A 20,701-nucleotide genomic window follows, 5' to 3' on the forward strand; every position below is an offset into this window, starting at 1 on the left:
ACCAAACTTATCGTAATCCTTGCGCCATTTATAAAGCATACTAACTCGGATACCTAATTCTCTAGCTAATTCAGTAATGTTAGAACGTTCATTACTTAATTCTACAGCTTTTATCTTAAATGCTGCATCATATTTTTTTCTATCTGTTGTCATAAGTTAAAATTAAGTTTTTTTCTCTTAACTTAAACTCCCAGCTAAATTAGTATATCCAAACACGCGTTTCAAATTAGTTTCTAAAGTATGCATTGCAGCATCTTTACTAGCAACGATACTCTTGGTTCTTGCATTTAAATTTAGTGATTTCGGATACCAATCATTCCAAGCCTCCAAACCTGTCATTATTAATGCTTTATTTTCAGCACTGACATTTAAACGAACCATGTTGTCTACTAAATGCGGAACAGACAGGTTATAATAAGTATTTTTCTCTGATTCCTTTCCAGGAAATTGTCCATCTCTAGCCATATTTTATATTTATATAATTTTAAAATTTGTTTTGATAACTATATCATTTTTTTTTTGTTTTTGTGCTTTTAGGCATTCAAAATCAGTGTTTGGGAGCCTTCCCTTTGCTTGGGGGAGCTTTCCCTTTGCTCGGGGGAGCTCTCCCTTTGCTCGGGGGAGCTTTCCCTTTACTCGGGGGAGCCTTCCCCTTGCTTGGGGGAGCTTTCCCTTTGCTCGGGGGAGATCTCCCTTTTGTTGGGGGAGCCTTCCCTTTGCTTGGGGGAGCTCTCCCTTTTGTTTGGGGAGCCTTCCCTTTGCTTGGGGGAGGTCTCCCGAAACCCTAAAAATGTGTCCCAAAGCACAAAAAACACAGCACTTAATTTAGGGGAAACCCAACCCTGCTTTGCCTGAACAACGCAAAACCCTTGGGATAGATGCCAATGGTTAGTAAATAGGTGGAGAAAATGATTGTTGTAGTATTTTTAGCTTGCAAACTCATTTTGGCATTTATTTAATTTGTTGTGGCGGTTCGTGTTTCATTGCTCCTTTTAGTCCGGTTGCAAAACGGAGCTTGTTGTTTGAATTTAGAACATTCATTAGTTACCAATTGACCTTGAATAATTCTTGAATTGTTGTTCAAACTTGTCTTGTGAATTTAGAAAACAATTATGTCACAAAAACTCCCTACAAATGGGTATTTTTCAATTATTTTTCTGACTGCTAGTAAGTTGAATTTCTTTGAATATTAGGTAGGGAATGTTTTATTACGTTTTACTTTTAGCAAAAAAGAGATGTTTTAGGTTGGCGAAAATAGGAATAATGTAGTGGGGTGTTTTTTGAGGTTTGAAAAAAGCCAAAATTATTGCGGACGAAAACGTCGATTGAAGAGGGATTTGTGAAGTTTTGTGATTGAGAGGTAAAAGAGGAAGAACAATCTAAATTTATAAGCATGTGAGCAAAACGTACCGTAAATAAAAAGTCCATTTGATAATTTTTGATGGTATTTTAATACATTTACAATTCAATAATGTCTGACGTTTGTCAGACTTATGCATAGAAAAGGTGTTGTATATGTGTGAAGGCACAAGACATATATACAAGTTACCTGCAATATTAAACCAAAATGAGAAAAATATCCTTTTCAGAAATTTTAGAAAGCGGAATATCTAGCGGACAAGTTTCTCAATATCTATACAAATATAGAACTATTGATTCTCTGAAAAAAATTTTAGAAAATGATTCATTATGGTTTTCAAGTCCGCAAGATTTTAATGACCCTTTCGACTGCCAAATCGTACCAGATACGAATAATACTGAAGAAGAAATTATAGAATTTTTAAAGTCAAATGCTCCTGAAGGCACATCTGAAGAAAGTATTTCTTCTTTAGCATTAAAAATTTTTAATAATCCAGAGATTTGGAAAAAAACAATTGAAGGAGTTTTTAGGGACGTAATTAATGCAACAGGCGTTTGTTGTTTTACTGCAAATGAAACTAATTTACTTATGTGGTCTCACTATACTGATTCTCATAAAGGCGTATGTTTGAAATTCGACATTACTAAAGATCCTGAATATTTTGCGTATCCTTTAGAAGTAAAATACACAACGGATTATCCTGCCTATAATCATTTAACAAATCTAGGAGAAATAGTAAACCTCGTTGCTTTATCTAAATCTATTGCTTGGGAATATGAAGCAGAAATTAGAGTACTTAGACCTGAACAAAATGGATTAATTCCATTCAACAAAAATGCATTGGTCGAAATAATATTTGGTTGCAATTCTTCTGAAAATAGCATTAAAGAAATTACTGAGCTTGTAAATAAAAATCTATACCAAGTAAAATTTAAAAAAGCTAAAAGAAAGCAACGTGAATTTGGTTTAACGATCACTGACTTATAAAGACTACTGCCAATCGAGTAGACTGCCCCACTAGAAACTAGCAGGGAGAGCCTCTCACACCACCGAGCGTACGGGTCATCCCGTTAAAAATCGGGACAGGCTGTACTTGTCGGTTCGCAAAGAAATGGATTGATTTGGATGTAAGATTGCGAGAAATCCAAATGATGTGTTGCATCATTAAATATAGATAACAACTGATTCGTATGTATTTAATAATTTATATTTGGAAGTAATTAAACGTGGGTTTTTTCACGGACTGACGTTACTTGCAAGCTTAAAAAAAACGCAACTGAAAAAAAATTGAATAGTTACTGTCTTTACATTAAAACATTAAACAATGAAAAACACATTCTTTCTTCTCTTATTTTCAACATTTATTATTTCGTGCAGTCAAAAAACACTAACCACTATGACAATCGGTAATAATATAAATGATAGCTTGACTAAAAAATTAAAATTATCTTATGAAAAAGATGCCATTATTGGATTTTCAGTTTCCGTAGTAAATGAAAAAGGATTGATTTACGATAAAGGTTTTGGACATACTGATATTGAGCAAAATAAAGCATACACTTCGAGTACAACCCAAAACATAGCTTCAATATCCAAAACACTTATAGGAATATCTTTGTTAAAGGCACAAGAATTGGGAAAATTAAATATAAATGACCCTATCAATAAGTACTTGCCTTTTAAAATTATTAACCCAAACCATCCTGAAACCCCAATCTTAATCAAGCATTTGGCTTATCATACTTCTTCAATTATTGACCTTGACGAAGTTTATGCAAAATCCTATGTTTTAACTAAAAATAAACACGCCGAAAATGAAGGTGTTTATGACTATTTCAATAAATCTGAAACCAATATTTCATTATTAAGTTTTATTCAAAATAGTCTTACTCAAAATGGAAAATGGTACAGAAATGACTCATTTTCAAATACTAAACCGGGAGAAAAACGGGAATATTCAAATATTGCGGCGGCTCTGTGTGCTTTAGTAATAGAATCTGCAACTGGGCAAGATTATCGTTCTTTTACTAAAGACTACATTTTGAAACCATTAAAAATGAATAGTTCTGGTTGGACATCAAGGGACATTGATTCAACAAAACGTTCTCGACTCTTTGCGAACAAAGAGAAAATGATAGCCGAATATTCACTTATAACTTATGCTGATGGTGGGTTTCTAACTTCGAGTCGCGATTTAGGTTTGTATTTATCTGAACTTATAAATGGCTATGCTGGAAATGGAAAATTACTCAATAAAGAAAGTTATAAAAAACTCTTTGAAAAACAGCAATCTTTAAACAACGAAAAAACTGAAGACTATGGTATTTTCATTGAATATCGTGATGGCTTTTTAAACATTAAAAATGATATGATTGGTCATAATGGTTCTGATCCAGGCGTGTTTACAGCAATGTATTTTAATCCGAAAACTAAAATAGGAAAAATAGTTTTGGTAAATACGGATACGGATTTCACAGATGATGTATGGCCCGAGATAGAGCAAATATGGAAAACATTATCGGAATATGAAGAGACAATGAATAAATAAAAACCAGCAGGTAATCGAGTAGACTGCCCCGCTAGAAACTAGCAGGGAGAGCCTCTCAAATATTTATATTCACGAAAACCAAAAAAGCAATAATAAATTGAGTACACCACCGAACGTAAGGGTAACGTACTCGGCGGTTAGCAAAGAGATGGATTGAGTTGGATGTAAAATTGCTAGAAATCCAATTGATGTGTTGCATTATTAAATATAAATAACAACTGAGTCGTACGTATTTAATTATTTATATTTGGAAGTAATAAAATGTGGTTTTTTTCACGGACTGAAGTTACGCAAGCTTAAAAAAACGAGCAGAATTCGAGAAATTATGTAACAAATCGCAACTGTTTTGTACTTACTAGTATCAATCATCAATCAAAATCCATGAAATCAAAAATCACAACTATCGCTTTAAGTCTTTTGACTTGCTTAAATGTATCTGCTCAAAAAAACGAATTTGTTAAACAGGACAGTATTATTTATCCAATTCATAAGTTAAACATTGGTAAAGTTTCATTTATGAGACAAACAATCGCAATAGAAAACTTTAAGCAAACAGACTTTTTACAAACATTTGAACTAAAAGAAAAAACAGATCTGAATATTCGAGTTTTTTTAGATCAATCTTTGACAAATTATCTTCATTTATTATCACCAAATGCAACTGCCGAGGAATTGACAAAGAATGGAAATTATCAATTTACATTTTATGTCGACAACAAAAAAATTTATGTTGAAAACCTAAATATTGGTGCAGGAAGTACGGAAAGCAAAAATCAACAAACAATTTTTAGAGTTCCATTAATAAGTTCAACAAACGAAGATTCTTGGGGAAAATTTCTATGGTATAGATTTTTTGGAAATGGCGGACAAGATGCTCTTTCAGAAGGAGAACATATTCTTCAAATTGAAATCAGACCCTATTTAAAGTTAACGGAAGTGCTAACAGGAAATGTTATTGCTGAAGGAAAATTGAAGATAATCGTACCTGAAATAAAAATTAACAAACAGCTTGTTAAAGTTCAATTGGTTAAACCAACCAAAGATTGGCAGATTTCATCTGAAAAAATTGATACTCTTAAAATTGAGGAATTGAATAGAAAAATTGCGAAACAAACTTATAAAAATGTAACAAGTATAGTTGCAATAAAAAACGGAAAAATATTACTTGAAGAATATTTCAATGGCGCAAATAGGAAAACGCTTCATGACACACGTTCTGTTGGAAAATCATTTGCTTCAACTCTTTTAGGCATTGCCATAAAAGAAAAATACATAAAAAGTGAAAATAAAACTTTAAAAGATTTTTATAATTTAGAATCTTTTAAAAATTATTCAGCATCAAAAGACAGTATAACTTTAAAAAGTTTACTAACAATGAGTTCAACTTTTGAAGGTTCTGATATGAACTCTGAATCCATTGGTCACGAAGAAAATATGTACCCTACTAATAATTGGGTTGACTTTACCTTAAATCTTCCAATTGATAAAACAAAGCAACTAAATAAGCAATGGGATTATTTTACAGCAGGTTGCATAGTTTTAGGCGACATAATTGACAAATCTGTACCAAATGGTTTAGAAAAATACGCGGACAAAAATCTATTTCGTCCATTAAATATTACAAAATACAAGTGGCAATTTACACCTCAAAAAGTAGCAAATACCGCAGGAAGTTTACAATTAAGTTCATTAGATTATGCCAAATATGGACAGCTATACAAAAATCAAGGAACTTGGAATGGAAAACAAATTTTATCAAAAGAATGGATTGCGAAAAGTTTGTCACATCAAATGACAATATCCGAAGATGAATTTTACGGATATCTGTTTTGGAATAAGACCTACAAAATAAATGGCTTTGATTATGAGGTTTACTACTCTAGCGGAAATGGTGGAAATAGAATTTTTATTTTTAAAGACCAACCGATCGTCATTGTAATTACTTCGACAGCATACAATACGCCATACGGAGAACAACAAATTGAAAAAATTATGCAAGAATATTTAATAGAAGCAATAACGAAATAGAAAAAAGGCAGTTAACAGCAAACGGTTCGTATGTAAAGCAATTTAAGTTATTAACCCCGCTGGCCCACGAATCCCTTCGTGGAGCTTGCAATAATCCCGATCGTATGGATCAATTGAACTTTCATCGGTAAAACTGATTAAATACCTTCAACACTAATCTACTTAACGCTTAAAATACTCCACATAAAGATTGGTATTGAGGTACTGAATCGAGTTCAGCACGAGCACCCCTAGCCTAGATGGAAGTGACATCCTTTTTTCTGCTTTCTTTAAGCAGGAAAAAGATAGAACGTAAAGCTGGAAATAGCTCCTAAAGAAAATAATTATTGGTAATGTGATTTATTTTCAAGTATAACCTTACGTTAATTACTCGTCTTTCTTTTTAATAATTTATAATTTTGCTTTTTAAAATAACAAACATGAAAAATTTAAAAGGTCAAAAAGCGATAATTACAGGCGGTGGAAAAGGGTTAGGAAAAGCAACTGCATTGGCTTTCGCCAAAGAAGGAATTGACGTTGCAATCACAGGCAGAAACGAAAAAAACCTGCAAGAAACAGTTGCCGAACTTAAAGCGTTAGGCGTAAATGCTACTTATGCGTTGTTCGATGTTGGCAATCACAGCGAAGTAAAAACAGGAATTGAAAGCATTGTAAAAGAATTTGGTTCCCTAGATATTTTAGTAAATAACGCCGGAATTGCATCTTTTGGAAAGTTTCTAGAAATGAATGCGGAAGATTGGCAAGCCATTATGCAAACCAATGTCATGGGAATGTATTATGTGACGAGAGAAGTTTTGCCGCACTTGATCAACAACAAGCAAGGGGATATTTTTAATATTTCATCTACTGCAGGAATCAACGGAAATGCAGGAACTTCGGCTTATTCAGCTTCTAAATTTGCCGTAATCGGTTTGTCAGAATCATTGATGAAAGAGGTTCGAAAAGACAACATCCGCGTTTGTACCTTGACACCAAGTACCATCGCCTCTCAAATGTCACTTGATTTAGGAATTACTGATGGTGATGTTGAAAAGGTATTGCAACCAGAAGATTTTGCCGAATTAATCGTAAGCGCTTTGCAATTGCCAAGAAGAGCGATGTTGAAATCAGCTTCTTTATGGTCTACAAATCCATAAAACACAAGCTATAAAAAAAGCGACTTAGTAGTAAGTCGCTTTTTTTATGCTTTTAATTATTCACTCAAACCTTCGTTATCAAGGTAAGGTTGTACTTCCATTTCGTGTCCTACGAAATCTTTAAATGCTTGATTCAAATCGACACTGTTTCCTACGGACAAAATGTATTTTCGGAAACGCTCTCCGTTTTCACGGGTCATTCCGCCGTGTTTTTTCAACCAATCATATACGTTATAATCTAATGTTTTTGACCACGTATAGGCATAATATCCCGCCGAATAGCCACCACTAAAAATATGTGCAAAATAAGGAGAATGATAACGTGTAGGAACTTCATCAACTAAAAGTCCGTACTTTGATAATGCTTCTTTTTCAAAAACTAATGTTGGTTTAAAATCATTTTCATCCGTAACACTGTGCCACGCCATATCTAAAGTTGCCGCAGCCAGTAATTCAGTCACGTTGTAACCACTATTAAAAGTTCCTGATTTTAAAATTTTATTGATAAGTTCCTGCGGAATTACTTTTTTAGTCGCATAATGAATGGCGTAATTTTTTAAAACCGTTGGGTCAAGTGCAGCATGTTCATTGATTTGCGAAGGAAATTCGACATAATCACGAGGGACATTCGTTCCTGAAAGCGATACATATTGTTGGTTTGCAAATAGCCCGTGTAACGTATGTCCAAATTCATGAAACATCGTCGTGACATCATCAAAACTGATTAAAGACGGATTTCCATTCACCGGCTTGGCAAAATTGTAAACGTTGACAATAATTGGTTTTTGCTTCAAGTAATGCGACTGATCCACAAAATTACTCATCCATGCACCGCCATTTTTATTGTCTCGTGTGTAAAAATCAAGGTAATAAATGGCCATTGACGATCCGTCTTTATCAAAAACCTCATAGACTACCACATCAGGATGGTACACCGGAAGGTCTGTTCGTTCCTTAAAAGTGATGCCGTACATTTGTTTTGCGGCAAAAAAGACTCCTTTTTCCAAAACAGTTTTAATTTCAAAATACGGTTTTATTTCACTCTCGTCTAAATCGTATTTCGCTTTACGTACTTGTTCTGCATAAAAATTCCAATCCCAAGGTTCTAATTTAAAACTACCCTTTTGAGCATCAATAATGGTTTGAATTTCTTCTGCTTCTCGTTTTGCTTTTTCAACAGCTGGAGCGGCAATCTTTGCAAGTAGTTCCATGGCAGCTTCGGGAGTTTTGGCCATCTGATCTTGAATTTTCCATTCTGCAAAACTATTTTTCCCCATCAACTGTGCTTTTTTCAAACGAAGACGCACCATTTGCTCTAGGGTTTCCCGCGTGTCGCCCTCGTCGTTGTTTTCAGCACGGTGCCACGACATTTTAAATATTTTTTCACGCGATTTTCTATTCGTTAAATATTGTAAAACAGGTTGCTGCGTTGTGTTTTGTAACGAAATCATGAATTGACCTTCGTGTCTTGCTTCTAAGGCTTGCATTTTAGCGGCGTCAATTTCTTGACTGGACAAACCATCTAAGTCGGATGCATTATCAAAGAAAACGGCATTGTTCTTTCTAGCAATTAATAATTTATTTCCGAACGAAGTGCTTAAAGTGGCCAGTTCCCCGTTGATGATTTTCATTTGCTTTTTGTCGTCGTCGGACAAATTTGCTCCTGCTAATTCAAATTTCTGTAAATAATATTCGGTCAAGGTCTTGTCTTCTCCTTTCAGCATTTGCACATCAATCGACTTAAAACGCTGGTATAATTTACTATTTAAATAGATTTTATCGTTGTGTGCTGCAAAAATAGGGGCATATTCCTCATCTAACTTTTGCAATTCGGCGTTTGTGTTCGATCCTGATAGATTACCAAAAATGGTTCGGGCTCTATTTAAATCAACACCACTTAATTCCAATGCTAAAACGGTGTTTTTGAAGGTAGGTTTTTCTGTATTATCTGCAATTTGAGCTACTTCCGCGTCGTTTGTTTTCAAACCAAATTCAAAAGCAGGTTTAAAATGCTCATTTTTAATCAAGTTAAAAGGTGGCGCTTGATACTGCAAACTGCTCCTTTGAAGTAAAGGGTTATTGATTGCCGGCTTGTTTTGTGCTGAAATATGCGTGTTCGGCAATAAAGTCATTAATACAATGGCAATAGGGATGTGAACCCATTTCGGAGTTTGTGCTGTCATTTTAAAAAATTAAGATTGAGTCATAAAAGTACTTTAAATTTGAACCTTCGCAAAATGAAAGGTTGTTAAAAATTATACCGACTTTGATTTCCAAACAAACCATCTACCAATTAATAATGCTAACTTTGCGACAAATTTTATTGAAATGCGAATTGACATTGTTACCATTTTACCCGAATTACTGAGAAGTCCTTTTGAAGCTTCTATTATGAAAAGAGCTATAGACAAAGGATTGGTCGAAGTGCATTTTCATAATTTACGCGATTATACCACGAACAAACAAAAAAGCGTAGACGATTATCCGTTTGGCGGTGGCGCTGGAATGGTAATGACGGTTCAACCTATAGATGCTTGTATTTCAAAATTAAAAGAAGAACGCACGTACGACGAAATCATTTACATGAGTCCCGACGGTGAAACGTTGAATCAGAAAATGGCAAACACAATGTCAATGTATGAAAACATCATCATTTTATGTGGTCATTATAAAGGAGTAGATCAACGGGTTCGCGATCATTTTATTACCAAGGAAATTTCAATTGGCGATTACGTCTTATCCGGTGGTGAATTGGGAGCTTTAGTCCTTTCTGATGCTTTAATTCGATTAATTCCTGGAGTGTTAAGCGACGAAACTTCCGCATTAACAGATAGTTTTCAAGACAATTTACTTTCAGGACCTATTTATACACGACCTGCAGATTACAAAGGTTGGAAAGTTCCAGAAGTTTTGACCAGTGGTCATTTTGCAAAAATCGACAAATGGCGCGAAGACAAAGCCTACGAACATACTAAAAACAGAAGACCCGATTTGTTAGAAGAGTAGTGTTTTAATTTTTTCTTAAAGTTAGTCTGTTCATTTTCAATTCATTGTTGAAATTCTTAACTTTAGTAAAAATTATTATTATGAAAAATATATTTAAAATCTACGTCGTCCTACTGCTCTTCTCCTTCCCTACTTTATTTGCACAAGATATTGTTTCTAGAAAACCGGAAAGCAATGTGCCTATAATTGTAGCGCAAAATTTTGAAAGTAAATTTCCCAAAAAAGATCCTGTTTGGTTTTCACAATACCAAGGACGTTACGACAATAAGTTAGTTTACGAAGCAAGGTTTTTGTTTGACAACCGCTATTCAGCCGCAATTTATAATCGTGAAGGCGATCTAATTGCTTTTACCGCTACCATTTCAACTGGTGAAATTCCGGAAAAAGCAATTAACTATATGAAAGAGCATTATCCATATCAAACCATCACCGAAGCTGGAATCGTAGATAGAGGTGAAAAATCAACTGTAGAATTGGGAATTTACATTAATAACAGGTTTACTGTAGTGGTTTTTGACAAGGATGGAAATTTTATTAAAACTACACTTGGATAATAAGTACAAAATGTTGAAAAAAAGATTGCCTTACCCATTGTTTATTGGAAATTTTAATTAATTTTGCACCCTCATTGAATTAACCTCTGGCGAAAGGCGTGAATGTTGATTTGATTTAAACTATAATAATTATTATCATGGCAGATTTAATGAAGTTCGTTCAAGACGAATTTGTTGCTAAAAAAGATTTCCCAGTTTTCGGAGCAGGTGATACTATCACTGTGTACTACGAAATTAGAGAGGGTGAAAAAACAAGAACACAGTTTTTTAAAGGTGTTGTTATTCAAAGAAGAGGTTCTGGAACTACAGAAACTTTTACTATTCGTAAAATGTCAGGTTCTATTGGAGTTGAGCGTATCTTCCCAGTTAACTTACCCGCTTTACAAAAAGTTGAAATCAACAAAAAAGGTGCAGTTCGTAGAGCAAGAATTTTCTATTTCAGACAACTTACTGGTAAAAAAGCCAAAATTAAAGATAAAAGAAGATACTAATTTTCTTTCAATTACTAAAACTCCGATGCAAATCGGAGTTTTTTTTTGTTCCAAACTTTTTTGAATACATCGAAATTTTACAAATAGATAATTTTTAGTATTGAAAATTCCTAAATTAATAATTCTACTTCCCTCTTTTATCAAATTGACAATTATAACGTTTTCGCTTTCAGAACCAATCACAATTCCACCTCTTTTTAGTATATTTGTGTCGCATTAAACAAAAATTAAATTTTACTTTATGTCGAAAGAATCTACTATTTTCTATACCATCACGGACGAAGCGCCAATGCTGGCTACACATTCATTTTTACCTATTGTACAAGCATTTACAGCTCCCGCAGGAATTACAATCATACCTAAAAATATTTCTTTAACTTCAAGAATCGTTTCTAATTTCCCGGACTACGTGAAGAAAGAGCAGCAAAGAGAAGATGCTTTGGGCGAACTTGGAAAATTGGCAACAACTCCAGAAGCAAATATTATTAAATTGCCAAATATTTCGGCATCAGTTCCACAATTGAAAGAAGCAATTGCAGAACTTCAAAAGGACGGTATTGCAGTTCCAAATTACCCTGATAATCCAACCAATGACGAGGAAACTAAAATTAAAGCGACGTATGCTAAAGTTTTAGGTTCAGCGGTAAATCCCGTTTTGAGAGAAGGAAATTCAGATCGTCGTGCTCCAAAAGCGGTTAAGAATTATGCTAGAAAGCATCCACATTCTATGGGTGCTTGGTCGGCAGATTCTAAAACTGAAGTTGCCAGTATGCCAAAAGACGATTTCTACGGAAGTGAAAAGTCGGTGACTATTGATAAACAAACGAGTTACAGCATTCAATTAGTTCAAAAAGACGGAACGATAAAAATGATGAAAGAAGCAAGTCCGCTGATTTCAGGTGAAATAATTGACAGTGCTGTTTTGAAAATAGGAACCTTAAAGGATTTTATTGCGAAAGAAATGGAAGTGGCAAAGTCAAAAGGACTTTTACTTTCTGTACACTTAAAAGCAACAATGATGAAGGTGTCTGACCCGATCATTTTTGGCGCTGTTTTAGAAGTGTTTTTTGCAGCTGTTTTTGAAAAATATGCAACTGAATTTGCTGAATTGCAAGTTGATTCTAAAAATGGTTTAGCTTCTTTATATGAAAAAATAAAAGGACATCCGAAAGAACAAGAAATTAAAGCGGACATCGATAAAGCGTTCGAAAATGGTCCAGCGGTAGCAATGGTAAATTCTGAAAAAGGAATTACGAATTTACACGTTCCCTCTGACGTCATCGTTGATGCTTCAATGCCCGCGATGATTCGTACTTCGGGAAAAATGTATAATAAGGAAGGAAAATTACAAGATACGTTAGCACTTATTCCAGACCGTTCTTATGCGGGTTTATACGAAGCTACAATTGAATTCTGTAAGAAAAATGGTGCATTGGATCCTGTAACAATGGGAAGTGTTTCCAATGTAGGTTTAATGGCTCAAAAAGCAGAAGAATATGGTTCGCACGACAAAACATTCCGCAAAGTTTTAGCCGGAACAGTTCAAATTATCGACAACAACGGAAACGTATTATCTGAACAAGAAGTAGCACCGGGTGATATTTTCAGAATGTGTGAAGTAAAAGACGCTCCTATTCAGGACTGGGTAAAACTAGCTGTAAATCGTGCCCGACTTTCTAATACGCCTGCCGTTTTCTGGTTAGATGAAAACAGAGCACACGATCGAGAAGTAACTAAAAAAGTACAATTATATTTAAAAGACCACGATTTAACGGGATTGGAAATACACATTATGAATCCAATTGACGCTACAAATTATTCTTTAGAACGAATCGTTAAAGGCCTGGACACTATTTCCGTAAGCGGAAACGTTTTACGTGATTATTTAACCGATTTGTTTCCAATTTTAGAAGTGGGAACTTCCGCTAAAATGCTTTCTATCGTTCCACTAATGAATGGTGGTGGATTGTTCGAAACTGGTGCTGGAGGTTCTGCTCCAAAACACATTGAGCAATTTATTGAAGAAGGCTATTTGCGTTGGGATTCTCTAGGTGAATTCTTGGCTTTGGGTGCTTCACTAGAATTTTTAGGTCAAAATAACGATAATTCAAAAGCACTTATAATTGCAGATGCTTTGGACGTTGCGACAGAGAAATTTTTAGATACTGATAAATCGCCTGCAAGAAAAATTGGTCAAATCGACAATCGTGGTTCACATTTTTATTTGGCTCTATATTGGGCTCAAGCTTTGGCTGCTCAAAATGAAGATGCTGAATTGAAAGCTACGTTCACTCCTATCGCAAAAGAATTATCGGAAAACGAGGATAAAATCAATGCAGAATTAATTAGTGCTCAAGGTAAACCGCAAGATTTGGGCGGTTATTATAATCCTGATTTTCAGAAAACGGACAAGGCAATGCGTCCAAGTGCGACTTTCAATAATGCTTTGACAAAATTAAAATAGCATTTTACAACTAATTTTGAAAAAGACGGCTTATTAAAAGTCGTCTTTTTTTATATTTACACTTCTAATTAAATTTTACTCGAATGTCATCTCACCACATCGTTCGCGACGACCAAGAACCAGCTTTAATTATTGCCAATGGCGAAAGTTGCAGTTCTGAACTTTTAGGGCAATTACTAGAATGGTCGCCAATTGTTGTCGTGCTTGATTCTGCAATTACCCGAGTAATTGAATTGGGAATTAAAGTCGATGTTTTGTTAGGTGATTTCGACAGAAATTTCAACGCAGAAAAGTACAAAGATTCGCAATATCCGATTGAAATTGTGCACACGCCAAATCAAAATAAAACGGATTTAGAGAAAGCATTCGATTATTTAATTGAACGAAAAATTCCTGCTGTAAATGTAGTTTGGGCAACGGGACGTCGTGCAGACCATACGATTACGAATGTTACAAACATAATTAGGTATAAAAAGGAATTGAAAATTGTGATTCTTGACGATTACTCGAAAATCTTTCAGTTGCCAAAAAAATTTCAAAAATGGTATCCTGCGAAAACGATTTTGTCTTTGATTCCAATTGGTTCAGTTGACGGAATTTCATCGGAAAATTTAGAATATCCTTTGGAAAACGATACGTTAACTATTGGTTACAGAACCGGAAGTAGCAACTCCGTTTTAAACGATGGAATTGTAACAATTACACATTCTGATGGCGATTTATTATTAATGGAATGCCACGATTAAATTTAAAATTATTATGAAGAATTCAAATATAAATATCACCAACACTGAAGTGCTCTCTGCCAATTGGGCAAAACTTTCTAAAATAACATTAGAATACACCAAAGAAGACGGTGAAGTTGAAGTACATAAAAGAGAAGTGTACGACCGTGGTGATGGCGCTACAATCCTACTTTTCAATAAAATTAAAAAGTCGGTTGTTTTAATTAAACAATTCCGACTTCCCACCTATTTAAATAAAAACGAATCGGGATTTTTAGTAGAAGCTTGTGCAGGAGTTTTGGAAGAAGAACATCCAGAGGAATGCATCAAACGAGAAACCGAAGAAGAAACGGGTTATGAATTACACGATGTAAAAAAAATATTTCAAGCGTATATGTCTCCAGGTGCTGTTACAGAAATTATTCATTTCTTTGTCGCTGAATACGACGATGAAATGAAGAAGGGAAAAGGCGGAGGTTTAGCTTCCGAACACGAAAATATTGAAGTCATCGAACTTCCTTTTGAAACGGCTTACAACATGATTGCTTCAGGCGAAATTGTCGATGCCAAAACAATAATGCTTTTGCAATACGCAAAAATTAATCAGTTAATCAACTAAATGGAATCTACAGAAAAAAATAATTTGCATCCCAGAAACAGTCACCGTTCGCGTTACGACTTTGAATTATTAGTGCAAACCAATCCAAAATTACAACAGTACGTTCAAAAAGTAAAAGACACAGACAAACTAACAATCGATTTTGACAATCCAAAAGCGGTTAAAAGTCTGAATAAATCACTTTTGATGCATTACTATAATGTTGAAAATTGGGACGTTCCAGAAGGTTTTCTTTGTCCACCAATTCCAGGACGAGCGGATTACATTCACTATATCGCTGATTTAATCAAAGGAAATAAAGCAGAAATTCCTACAGGAAGTTATGTCAAAGGTTTGGACATTGGTGTTGGTGCGAATTGTATTTATCCATTAATTGGTGCTAGCGTTTACGGTTGGGATTTTGTAGCTACAGATACTAATTTGAGAGCATTGAAAAATTGCTCAACGATTTTACAACACAATCCTGAATTAGGCGAGAAAATAGCTTTGCAACAGCAATTAAATTCGCGTTTTATTTTTAAAGATATTATCGAATCGGAAGATAAATTTCACTTTACGATGTGTAATCCACCTTTTCATTTGTCGGCAGATGATGCGAAGAGAGGAACGACTCGTAAGTTAAATAATCTAGGTTTACAGAAAGATGCAACTGATAAAACACCCAATTTTGGTGGAATTTCAGATGAATTATGGTGCGAAGGTGGCGAAGTAAAATTCATCACTCAAATGATTTTTGAAAGTGCTAAATATCAGCAACAAGTGATGTGGTTTACGACTTTAGTTTCAAAAAACGAACATTTAAAAAGTTTGACTAAAGTGCTAAATAAAATCGAGCCAACAGAAATCAAAGTCATTGAGATGAAACAAGGTCAGAAAACGAGTCGCATTTTAGCGTGGACTTTTATGACGGAAAGTCGTATGAATAACGGAAGGTTTGATGAACAAAAGCCGAGTGCGGAAAACGATTTTTGATTTATAGAAGAGAATTTCTGTTTGAGCACATTTTGCGTTAGGGACAGAAGTGGAGCTCTTTTTTTGAGGCAATTTTTCTTTGCCTCAAAAAAAAGCGGGAACGGATTGCCCGACCCTTGTGGTAACGCCCAAATTAATCAAAAGTTTTAAGTTTTGCTTAATCTTTTTCCACATAAAACATTCGTAAGTTTGCATTTATGAAATTCAACGTTGTATCCGATTACCAACCCAAAGGCGACCAACCTCAAGCGATTAAAAAACTTGCGGAAGGAATAGAAAATGGGGAAAAATTCCAGACACTTTTAGGAGTTACCGGTTCGGGTAAAACATTTACGGTGGCGAATGTGATTGAAGAAGTGCAAAGACCGACTTTGGTTTTGGCACATAATAAAACGTTGGCTGCTCAACTATATTCAGAGTTCAAACAGTTTTTTCCGAACAATGCGGTGGAATATTTCGTTTCGTACTACGACTATTATCAGCCGGAAGCTTTTATGCCAGTTACGGGAGTTTTCATTGAAAAAGATTTGTCTATCAACGAAGAATTAGAGAAAATGCGTTTGAGTACGACGTCTTCCCTCCTTTCGGGACGACGCGATGTTTTGGTTGTTGCCTCCGTTTCTTGTTTGTACGGAATTGGAAATCCGGTTGAGTTTCAAAAAAATGTAATCACTTTAGATAGAGACCAAATCATCTCCCGAACGAAACTTTTACATCAACTCGTTCAAAGTTTATATTCTAGGACTGAAGCCGAATTCACACCCGGAACATTCCGTATAAAGGGCGACACGGTTGAGATATTTCCGAGTTATGGCGACGAACCTTTTCGCGTACATTTCTTTGGTGATGAGATTGAAGAAATTGAAGCTTTTGATGCAAAAACATCTTTGGTGGTTGAAAAATACAATACGTTGACCGTTTATCCTGCGAATATGTTTGTGACTTCGCCCGATGTTTTGAATGGCGCAATTTGGGAAATTCAGCAAGATTTGGTAAAGCAAGTTGACTATTTTAAAGAAATTGGAAAACATTTAGAAGCCAAACGATTAGAAGAACGAACGAATTTCGATTTAGAAATGATTCGGGAATTGGGTTATTGTTCCGGTATTGAAAATTATTCGCGTTACCTTGATGGCCGACTTCCGGGAACTCGACCGTTCTGTTTATTGGATTATTTTCCAAAAGATTTCTTGACCATTGTGGACGAAAGTCACGTGACGCTTTCGCAAGTTCACGCAATGTATGGTGGCGACAGAAGTCGAAAGGAAAATTTGGTAGAATACGGTTTCCGACTTCCAGCAGCAATGGACAACCGACCTTTGCGTTTTGAGGAATTTGAGGCGATGCAAAATCAAGTGATTTACGTTTCGGCGACTCCAGCAGATTACGAATTGGAAAAATCAGATGGCGTTTATGTCGAACAAATTATTCGTCCTACGGGATTGTTGGACCCGATTATTGAAGTTCGTCCGAGTTTGAATCAAATTGATGATTTAATTGAGGAAATTCAGATTCGTGCAGAAATTGACGAACGCGTTTTGGTAACGACATTGACCAAAAGAATGGCGGAAGAATTAGCAAAATACCTGACAAAATTAAATATTCGTTGTCGCTATATTCACTCGGAAGTCGACACTTTAGAACGAATTGAAATCATGCAGGATTTGCGAAAAGGAATTTTTGATGTTTTAATTGGTGTCAATTTATTGCGTGAAGGCTTGGATTTACCTGAAGTTTCATTGGTTGCAATTTTGGATGCTGACAAAGAGGGTTTTTTGCGAAGTAATCGTTCTTTGACGCAGACTATTGGTCGTGCGGCTCGAAATTTAAACGGAAAAGCGATTATGTATGCGGACAAAATGACTGTTAGTATGCAAAAAACAATTGATGACACAGAATATCGCCGAGCAAAACAAATGCAGTACAACACGGATAATAATGTCGTTCCAATGGCATTGAATAAGAAAATTGAAAGTGCGTTTACCAAAAATAAATTGGTCGATTATGAATTAGGAAACACAGCGTCAATTGCTGCAGAGCCTGATACAACTTATATGACAAAAGATGCGGTAGACAAATTGATTCGGGAAAAACGGAAATCAATGGAAAAAGCGGCGAAGGAATTGGATTTTATGCAAGCGGCAAAACTCCGTGACGATATTAAAGCATTGCAGGAAAAAGTATTTTAATTTCGTTGTTCTTTAAATAAAGCGTAAACTTCGTTTGGCTCGATAATTCGGTTTTTAGTCTTCCGAATTAATTCTAAAAAACGTGAAGTTGCTGAAGGATTTAATCCCATATCAATCGCAATTTGTTTGATGGCAATCGCTTCTTTTTCGTGTAAAACGCCATCAATATGCATTAACAAAGCCAAACGATAAAATTGCTGAATTCGTTGATTTTCAGATTTTATAGGAATCACGAAATGTTCTTGGTGAAATAAATCTTGGAATTCTTGCTTCGTTATTTTTAATTCGGTTGCAACCAAAGCTAAAAATTGATATTCGCGTTCGTGTAATTCGCCATCAACGATGGAAAAGGCAATCATTTCGCTCAATAAATTTATTTTTGTCGCGTGCGTATTCATAAAAAAGCTATTTTTAGCTAAACTATTTCTTTTTATTCAAAATCACAAGTTTCTACTGCATGCAAAAGATTTTCATTTTCATAATTACTCTTTTTCTTTCTGTAACTGTTTACGCTCAGGAATCTACAGCATCGGCGAATGTAACTACTTTCGAAATCTTTTCACCTGAATTAAATGTGCAAAAGAAAATATGGATTTATCTACCGAAAGATTACGCAACTTCAACTAAAAAGTATCCAACAATTTATATGCATGATGCTCAAAATCTTTTTGACGCAAAGACTTCCTTCGTTGGCGAATGGGAAGCCGATGAAACACTAAATAAAATGAATGCACAATTAATTGTGATTGGAATTGAACATGGAAATGATAAACGATTGGACGAACTGACACCCTATCAAAACGAGAAATATGGCGGCGGAAATGGCGATAACTATTTAGAATTCATTGTAAAAACTTTGAAGCCAAAAGTCGACAGTATTTACAGAACAAAATCAAATCCCCGAAACACAGCCATTTTTGGAAGTTCACTCGGTGGATTAATTTCGTTTTACGGCGTTTTGAAATATCCAGAAGTTTTTGGAAAAGCAGGAGTTTTTTCACCATCTTTTTGGTTTTCCGATGAAATTTATACGTTGATGGAACAATCGGAAACTACGAAAGCTAAAATTTTCTTTCTAAGTGGTGACAAAGAAAGTGAAACTATGGTTTCAGATTTAAAGAAGATGGAACGACTACTTGACCACAATCGCTGCTATTGTTTGAAATTGAATAAAACGGTAATTGTAAAAGAGGGCGAACATAATGAAAAGTTATGGAGAGAAAACTTTGAGCAAGCAGTGAAATGGTTGTTTTAAAACGAATAGTTTCTCGCTTACTTTTAAAAAATTATCTCGCAAAGTCGCAAAACCGCAAAGCAAGTGTATTCCAAATTTGCGTATCTGCGACTTTGCGAGATTAAAATTATAGGCGCTTTTTAAAATTAATCTTAAAAAGACAATATTAAATCATCCTGTCTTTTTACTAAAAAATAAAAATTACCTTTACAAAAATTTTCCTTTATGAATAATAACGATATTTTCAAAAAATTAAGAGTTGCATTACAATTGAGAGACGAACAAATTCTAGAGATTCTAGCTTTAGTAGATTTCCGTATGGACAAGCCAGAATTAAACGCACTTTTCAGAGCAGAAGACCATCCTAATTTTATGGAATGTGGCGACCAAGTCTTGCGTAATTTTTTGAACGGATTGATTATTCATTTACGAGGAACAAAAGAAGAGCCTAAAAATGCGATGGATGTCATTTCTAAAAATCGCGACGAAGTAAATAATCGTGATCAATCGGCAAAGCCTAAAGCGACATCTACTGCTCCAAAAGGAAAACCTTCATCAAGTGGAAAACCATATTCGGCTAACAAGCCTTATTCTACTGGAAAGCCTTCATCTTCAACCGGAAAACCTGATGCTAAAAGCAGTAGTGCTCGACCTAAAAAGAAAGAGCCAAAAATTGATGTCGTAGAAAAAGTACGTTATAAAAACGGAAAGAAATAATCTATTCTCTTTGGATCATTCAAACCACGATTGGGCGTATTTAGAGAAATTCCGATTGGCAAATGAAAAACTAAAAGTATATTCGGACGAAAATCGGATTGTATTTATTGGCGATTCCATAATAGCGGGTTGGAATGAACATACTCTATTCAAAAAAAAACCGCATTATATAAATCGAGGCATTAACGGACAAACTACCGCACAGATTTTACATCGTTTTCAACTAGACGTAATTGATTTAAAACCAAAAGTTGCAGTTGTGTTAGTGGGCACCAACGATATTGCTGAAAACTGCGGTCCAATAACACTGGATGAAATAAAAGAAAATTTTAGATCGATCATTGATCTCGCTTTACAAAATAACATCAAAGTAATCTTATGTTCCATTTTACCGGTTTCTAAGTATTATTGGAATCCAAAAATCACTTCTTTTGAAAAAATAAGTGTTCTTAATGCATTTTTAAAATCGTGTTCTAATAATAAAACGATCTCGTATCTTGATTTTTACCATCAATTTAAAAATGGTGATTTTATAAATACTAATTATTTTACTGATGGCGTTCACCCTAATTTGATTGGGTACACGCTCATGTCGTCGGTATTTATGAACCATTCAACGGAATTCCTACAGATTTAATTTTTAAAACTAGATTTTTTT

General features: G+C 34.8%; 19 protein-coding genes. 15 read left to right on the forward strand and 4 right to left on the reverse strand.

What is annotated here, in order from left to right; genetic code table 11:
- Window positions 1–153: transposase (locus YWA_RS14775; RefSeq protein ID WP_022827860.1), on the reverse strand; the 153-nt coding region annotated here is incomplete at its 3' end.
- A 24-nt stretch (window positions 154–177) separates the two neighbouring features.
- The gene (locus YWA_RS0107350) at window positions 178–465 is read right to left on the reverse strand and encodes a hypothetical protein (RefSeq protein WP_022827861.1); all 288 of its coding nucleotides are present in this window, start codon (window positions 463–465) and stop codon (window positions 178–180) included.
- Between the two features lie 1,102 nt (window positions 466–1,567).
- Here YWA_RS0107350 and YWA_RS0107360 point away from each other — a divergent pair.
- From YWA_RS0107360 to YWA_RS0107375, 4 genes are all read left to right on the forward strand, one after another.
- On the forward strand, window positions 1,568–2,347 hold the full coding sequence (locus YWA_RS0107360; RefSeq protein ID WP_022827863.1) for a DUF2971 domain-containing protein: 780 nt from the start codon (window positions 1,568–1,570) through the stop codon (window positions 2,345–2,347).
- A gap of 337 nt (window positions 2,348–2,684) precedes the next feature.
- Entirely contained in the window at window positions 2,685–3,908 is a 1,224-nt protein-coding gene (locus YWA_RS0107365; RefSeq protein WP_022827864.1) for a serine hydrolase domain-containing protein, read from the forward strand.
- A gap of 381 nt (window positions 3,909–4,289) precedes the next feature.
- A complete protein-coding gene (locus YWA_RS0107370; RefSeq protein ID WP_022827865.1) occupies window positions 4,290–5,936 on the forward strand; it encodes a serine hydrolase domain-containing protein in 1,647 nt (548 codons plus the stop codon).
- Window positions 5,937–6,355: 419 nt separating this feature from the next.
- On the forward strand, window positions 6,356–7,072 hold the full coding sequence (locus tag YWA_RS0107375) for a 3-ketoacyl-ACP reductase (protein WP_022827866.1): 717 nt from the start codon (window positions 6,356–6,358) through the stop codon (window positions 7,070–7,072).
- Between the two features lie 56 nt (window positions 7,073–7,128).
- Here YWA_RS0107375 and YWA_RS0107380 read toward each other — a convergent pair whose 3' ends face one another.
- Window positions 7,129–9,204 carry a M3 family metallopeptidase gene (locus tag YWA_RS0107380; protein ID WP_051126936.1) on the reverse strand — a complete coding sequence of 692 codons (2,076 nt, stop codon included), beginning with the start codon at window positions 9,202–9,204 and terminating at the stop codon, window positions 7,129–7,131.
- A 196-nt stretch (window positions 9,205–9,400) separates the two neighbouring features.
- Here YWA_RS0107380 and trmD point away from each other — a divergent pair, with 196 nt between their 5' ends.
- The 8 genes from trmD to uvrB all read left to right on the forward strand — a co-directional run bounded on the left by trmD (window position 9,401) and on the right by uvrB (window position 18,092).
- Complete coding sequence (gene trmD, locus YWA_RS0107385; RefSeq protein WP_022827868.1) at window positions 9,401–10,078, forward strand: tRNA (guanosine(37)-N1)-methyltransferase TrmD; 678 nt, start codon at window positions 9,401–9,403, stop codon at window positions 10,076–10,078.
- An 80-nt stretch (window positions 10,079–10,158) separates the two neighbouring features.
- Entirely contained in the window at window positions 10,159–10,632 is a 474-nt protein-coding gene (locus YWA_RS0107390) for a hypothetical protein (RefSeq protein WP_157505316.1), read from the forward strand.
- 137 nt (window positions 10,633–10,769) lie between these two features.
- Window positions 10,770–11,123, forward strand: a complete 354-nt coding sequence (gene rplS, locus YWA_RS0107395; protein WP_022827870.1) for a 50S ribosomal protein L19 — start codon at window positions 10,770–10,772, stop codon at window positions 11,121–11,123.
- 241 nt (window positions 11,124–11,364) lie between these two features.
- Window positions 11,365–13,587: an NADP-dependent isocitrate dehydrogenase gene (locus tag YWA_RS0107400; protein WP_022827871.1), complete on the forward strand. Its 2,223-nt coding sequence runs from the start codon at window positions 11,365–11,367 to the stop codon at window positions 13,585–13,587.
- Window positions 13,588–13,670: 83 nt separating this feature from the next.
- Window positions 13,671–14,333, forward strand: coding sequence for a thiamine diphosphokinase (locus YWA_RS0107405; RefSeq protein WP_022827872.1), 663 nt, complete (start codon window positions 13,671–13,673; stop codon window positions 14,331–14,333).
- A gap of 13 nt (window positions 14,334–14,346) precedes the next feature.
- Window positions 14,347–14,931 (forward strand): GDP-mannose pyrophosphatase NudK, encoded by a 585-nt coding sequence (gene nudK, locus YWA_RS0107410; protein ID WP_022827873.1) that lies wholly within the window; start codon window positions 14,347–14,349, stop codon window positions 14,929–14,931.
- Complete coding sequence (gene rlmF / locus YWA_RS14780; protein ID WP_022827874.1) at window positions 14,932–15,903, forward strand: 23S rRNA (adenine(1618)-N(6))-methyltransferase RlmF; 972 nt, start codon at window positions 14,932–14,934, stop codon at window positions 15,901–15,903.
- A gap of 197 nt (window positions 15,904–16,100) precedes the next feature.
- Window positions 16,101–18,092 (forward strand): excinuclease ABC subunit UvrB, encoded by a 1,992-nt coding sequence (gene uvrB / locus YWA_RS0107420; protein WP_022827875.1) that lies wholly within the window; start codon window positions 16,101–16,103, stop codon window positions 18,090–18,092.
- Here uvrB and YWA_RS0107425 read toward each other — a convergent pair.
- Complete coding sequence (locus YWA_RS0107425) at window positions 18,089–18,490, reverse strand: hypothetical protein (RefSeq protein WP_022827876.1); 402 nt, start codon at window positions 18,488–18,490, stop codon at window positions 18,089–18,091. The genes uvrB and YWA_RS0107425 overlap by 4 nt on opposite strands.
- Window positions 18,491–18,549: 59 nt before the next feature.
- Here YWA_RS0107425 and YWA_RS0107430 point away from each other — a divergent pair, with 59 nt between their 5' ends.
- The 3 genes from YWA_RS0107430 to YWA_RS0107440 all read left to right on the forward strand — a co-directional run bounded on the left by YWA_RS0107430 (window position 18,550) and on the right by YWA_RS0107440 (window position 20,680).
- Window positions 18,550–19,347: an alpha/beta hydrolase gene (locus tag YWA_RS0107430; protein WP_022827877.1), complete on the forward strand. Its 798-nt coding sequence runs from the start codon at window positions 18,550–18,552 to the stop codon at window positions 19,345–19,347.
- 204 nt (window positions 19,348–19,551) lie between these two features.
- Complete coding sequence (locus tag YWA_RS0107435; protein WP_022827878.1) at window positions 19,552–20,043, forward strand: DUF1456 family protein; 492 nt, start codon at window positions 19,552–19,554, stop codon at window positions 20,041–20,043.
- A 10-nt stretch (window positions 20,044–20,053) separates the two neighbouring features.
- Window positions 20,054–20,680 carry a GDSL-type esterase/lipase family protein gene (locus tag YWA_RS0107440; RefSeq protein ID WP_022827879.1) on the forward strand — a complete coding sequence of 209 codons (627 nt, stop codon included), beginning with the start codon at window positions 20,054–20,056 and terminating at the stop codon, window positions 20,678–20,680.
- The last annotated feature ends 21 nt before the right edge of the window (window positions 20,681–20,701 follow it).

The sequence above is a fragment of the Flavobacterium antarcticum DSM 19726 genome (assembly GCF_000419685.1).
Lineage (GTDB): Bacteria > Bacteroidota > Bacteroidia > Flavobacteriales > Flavobacteriaceae > Flavobacterium > Flavobacterium antarcticum.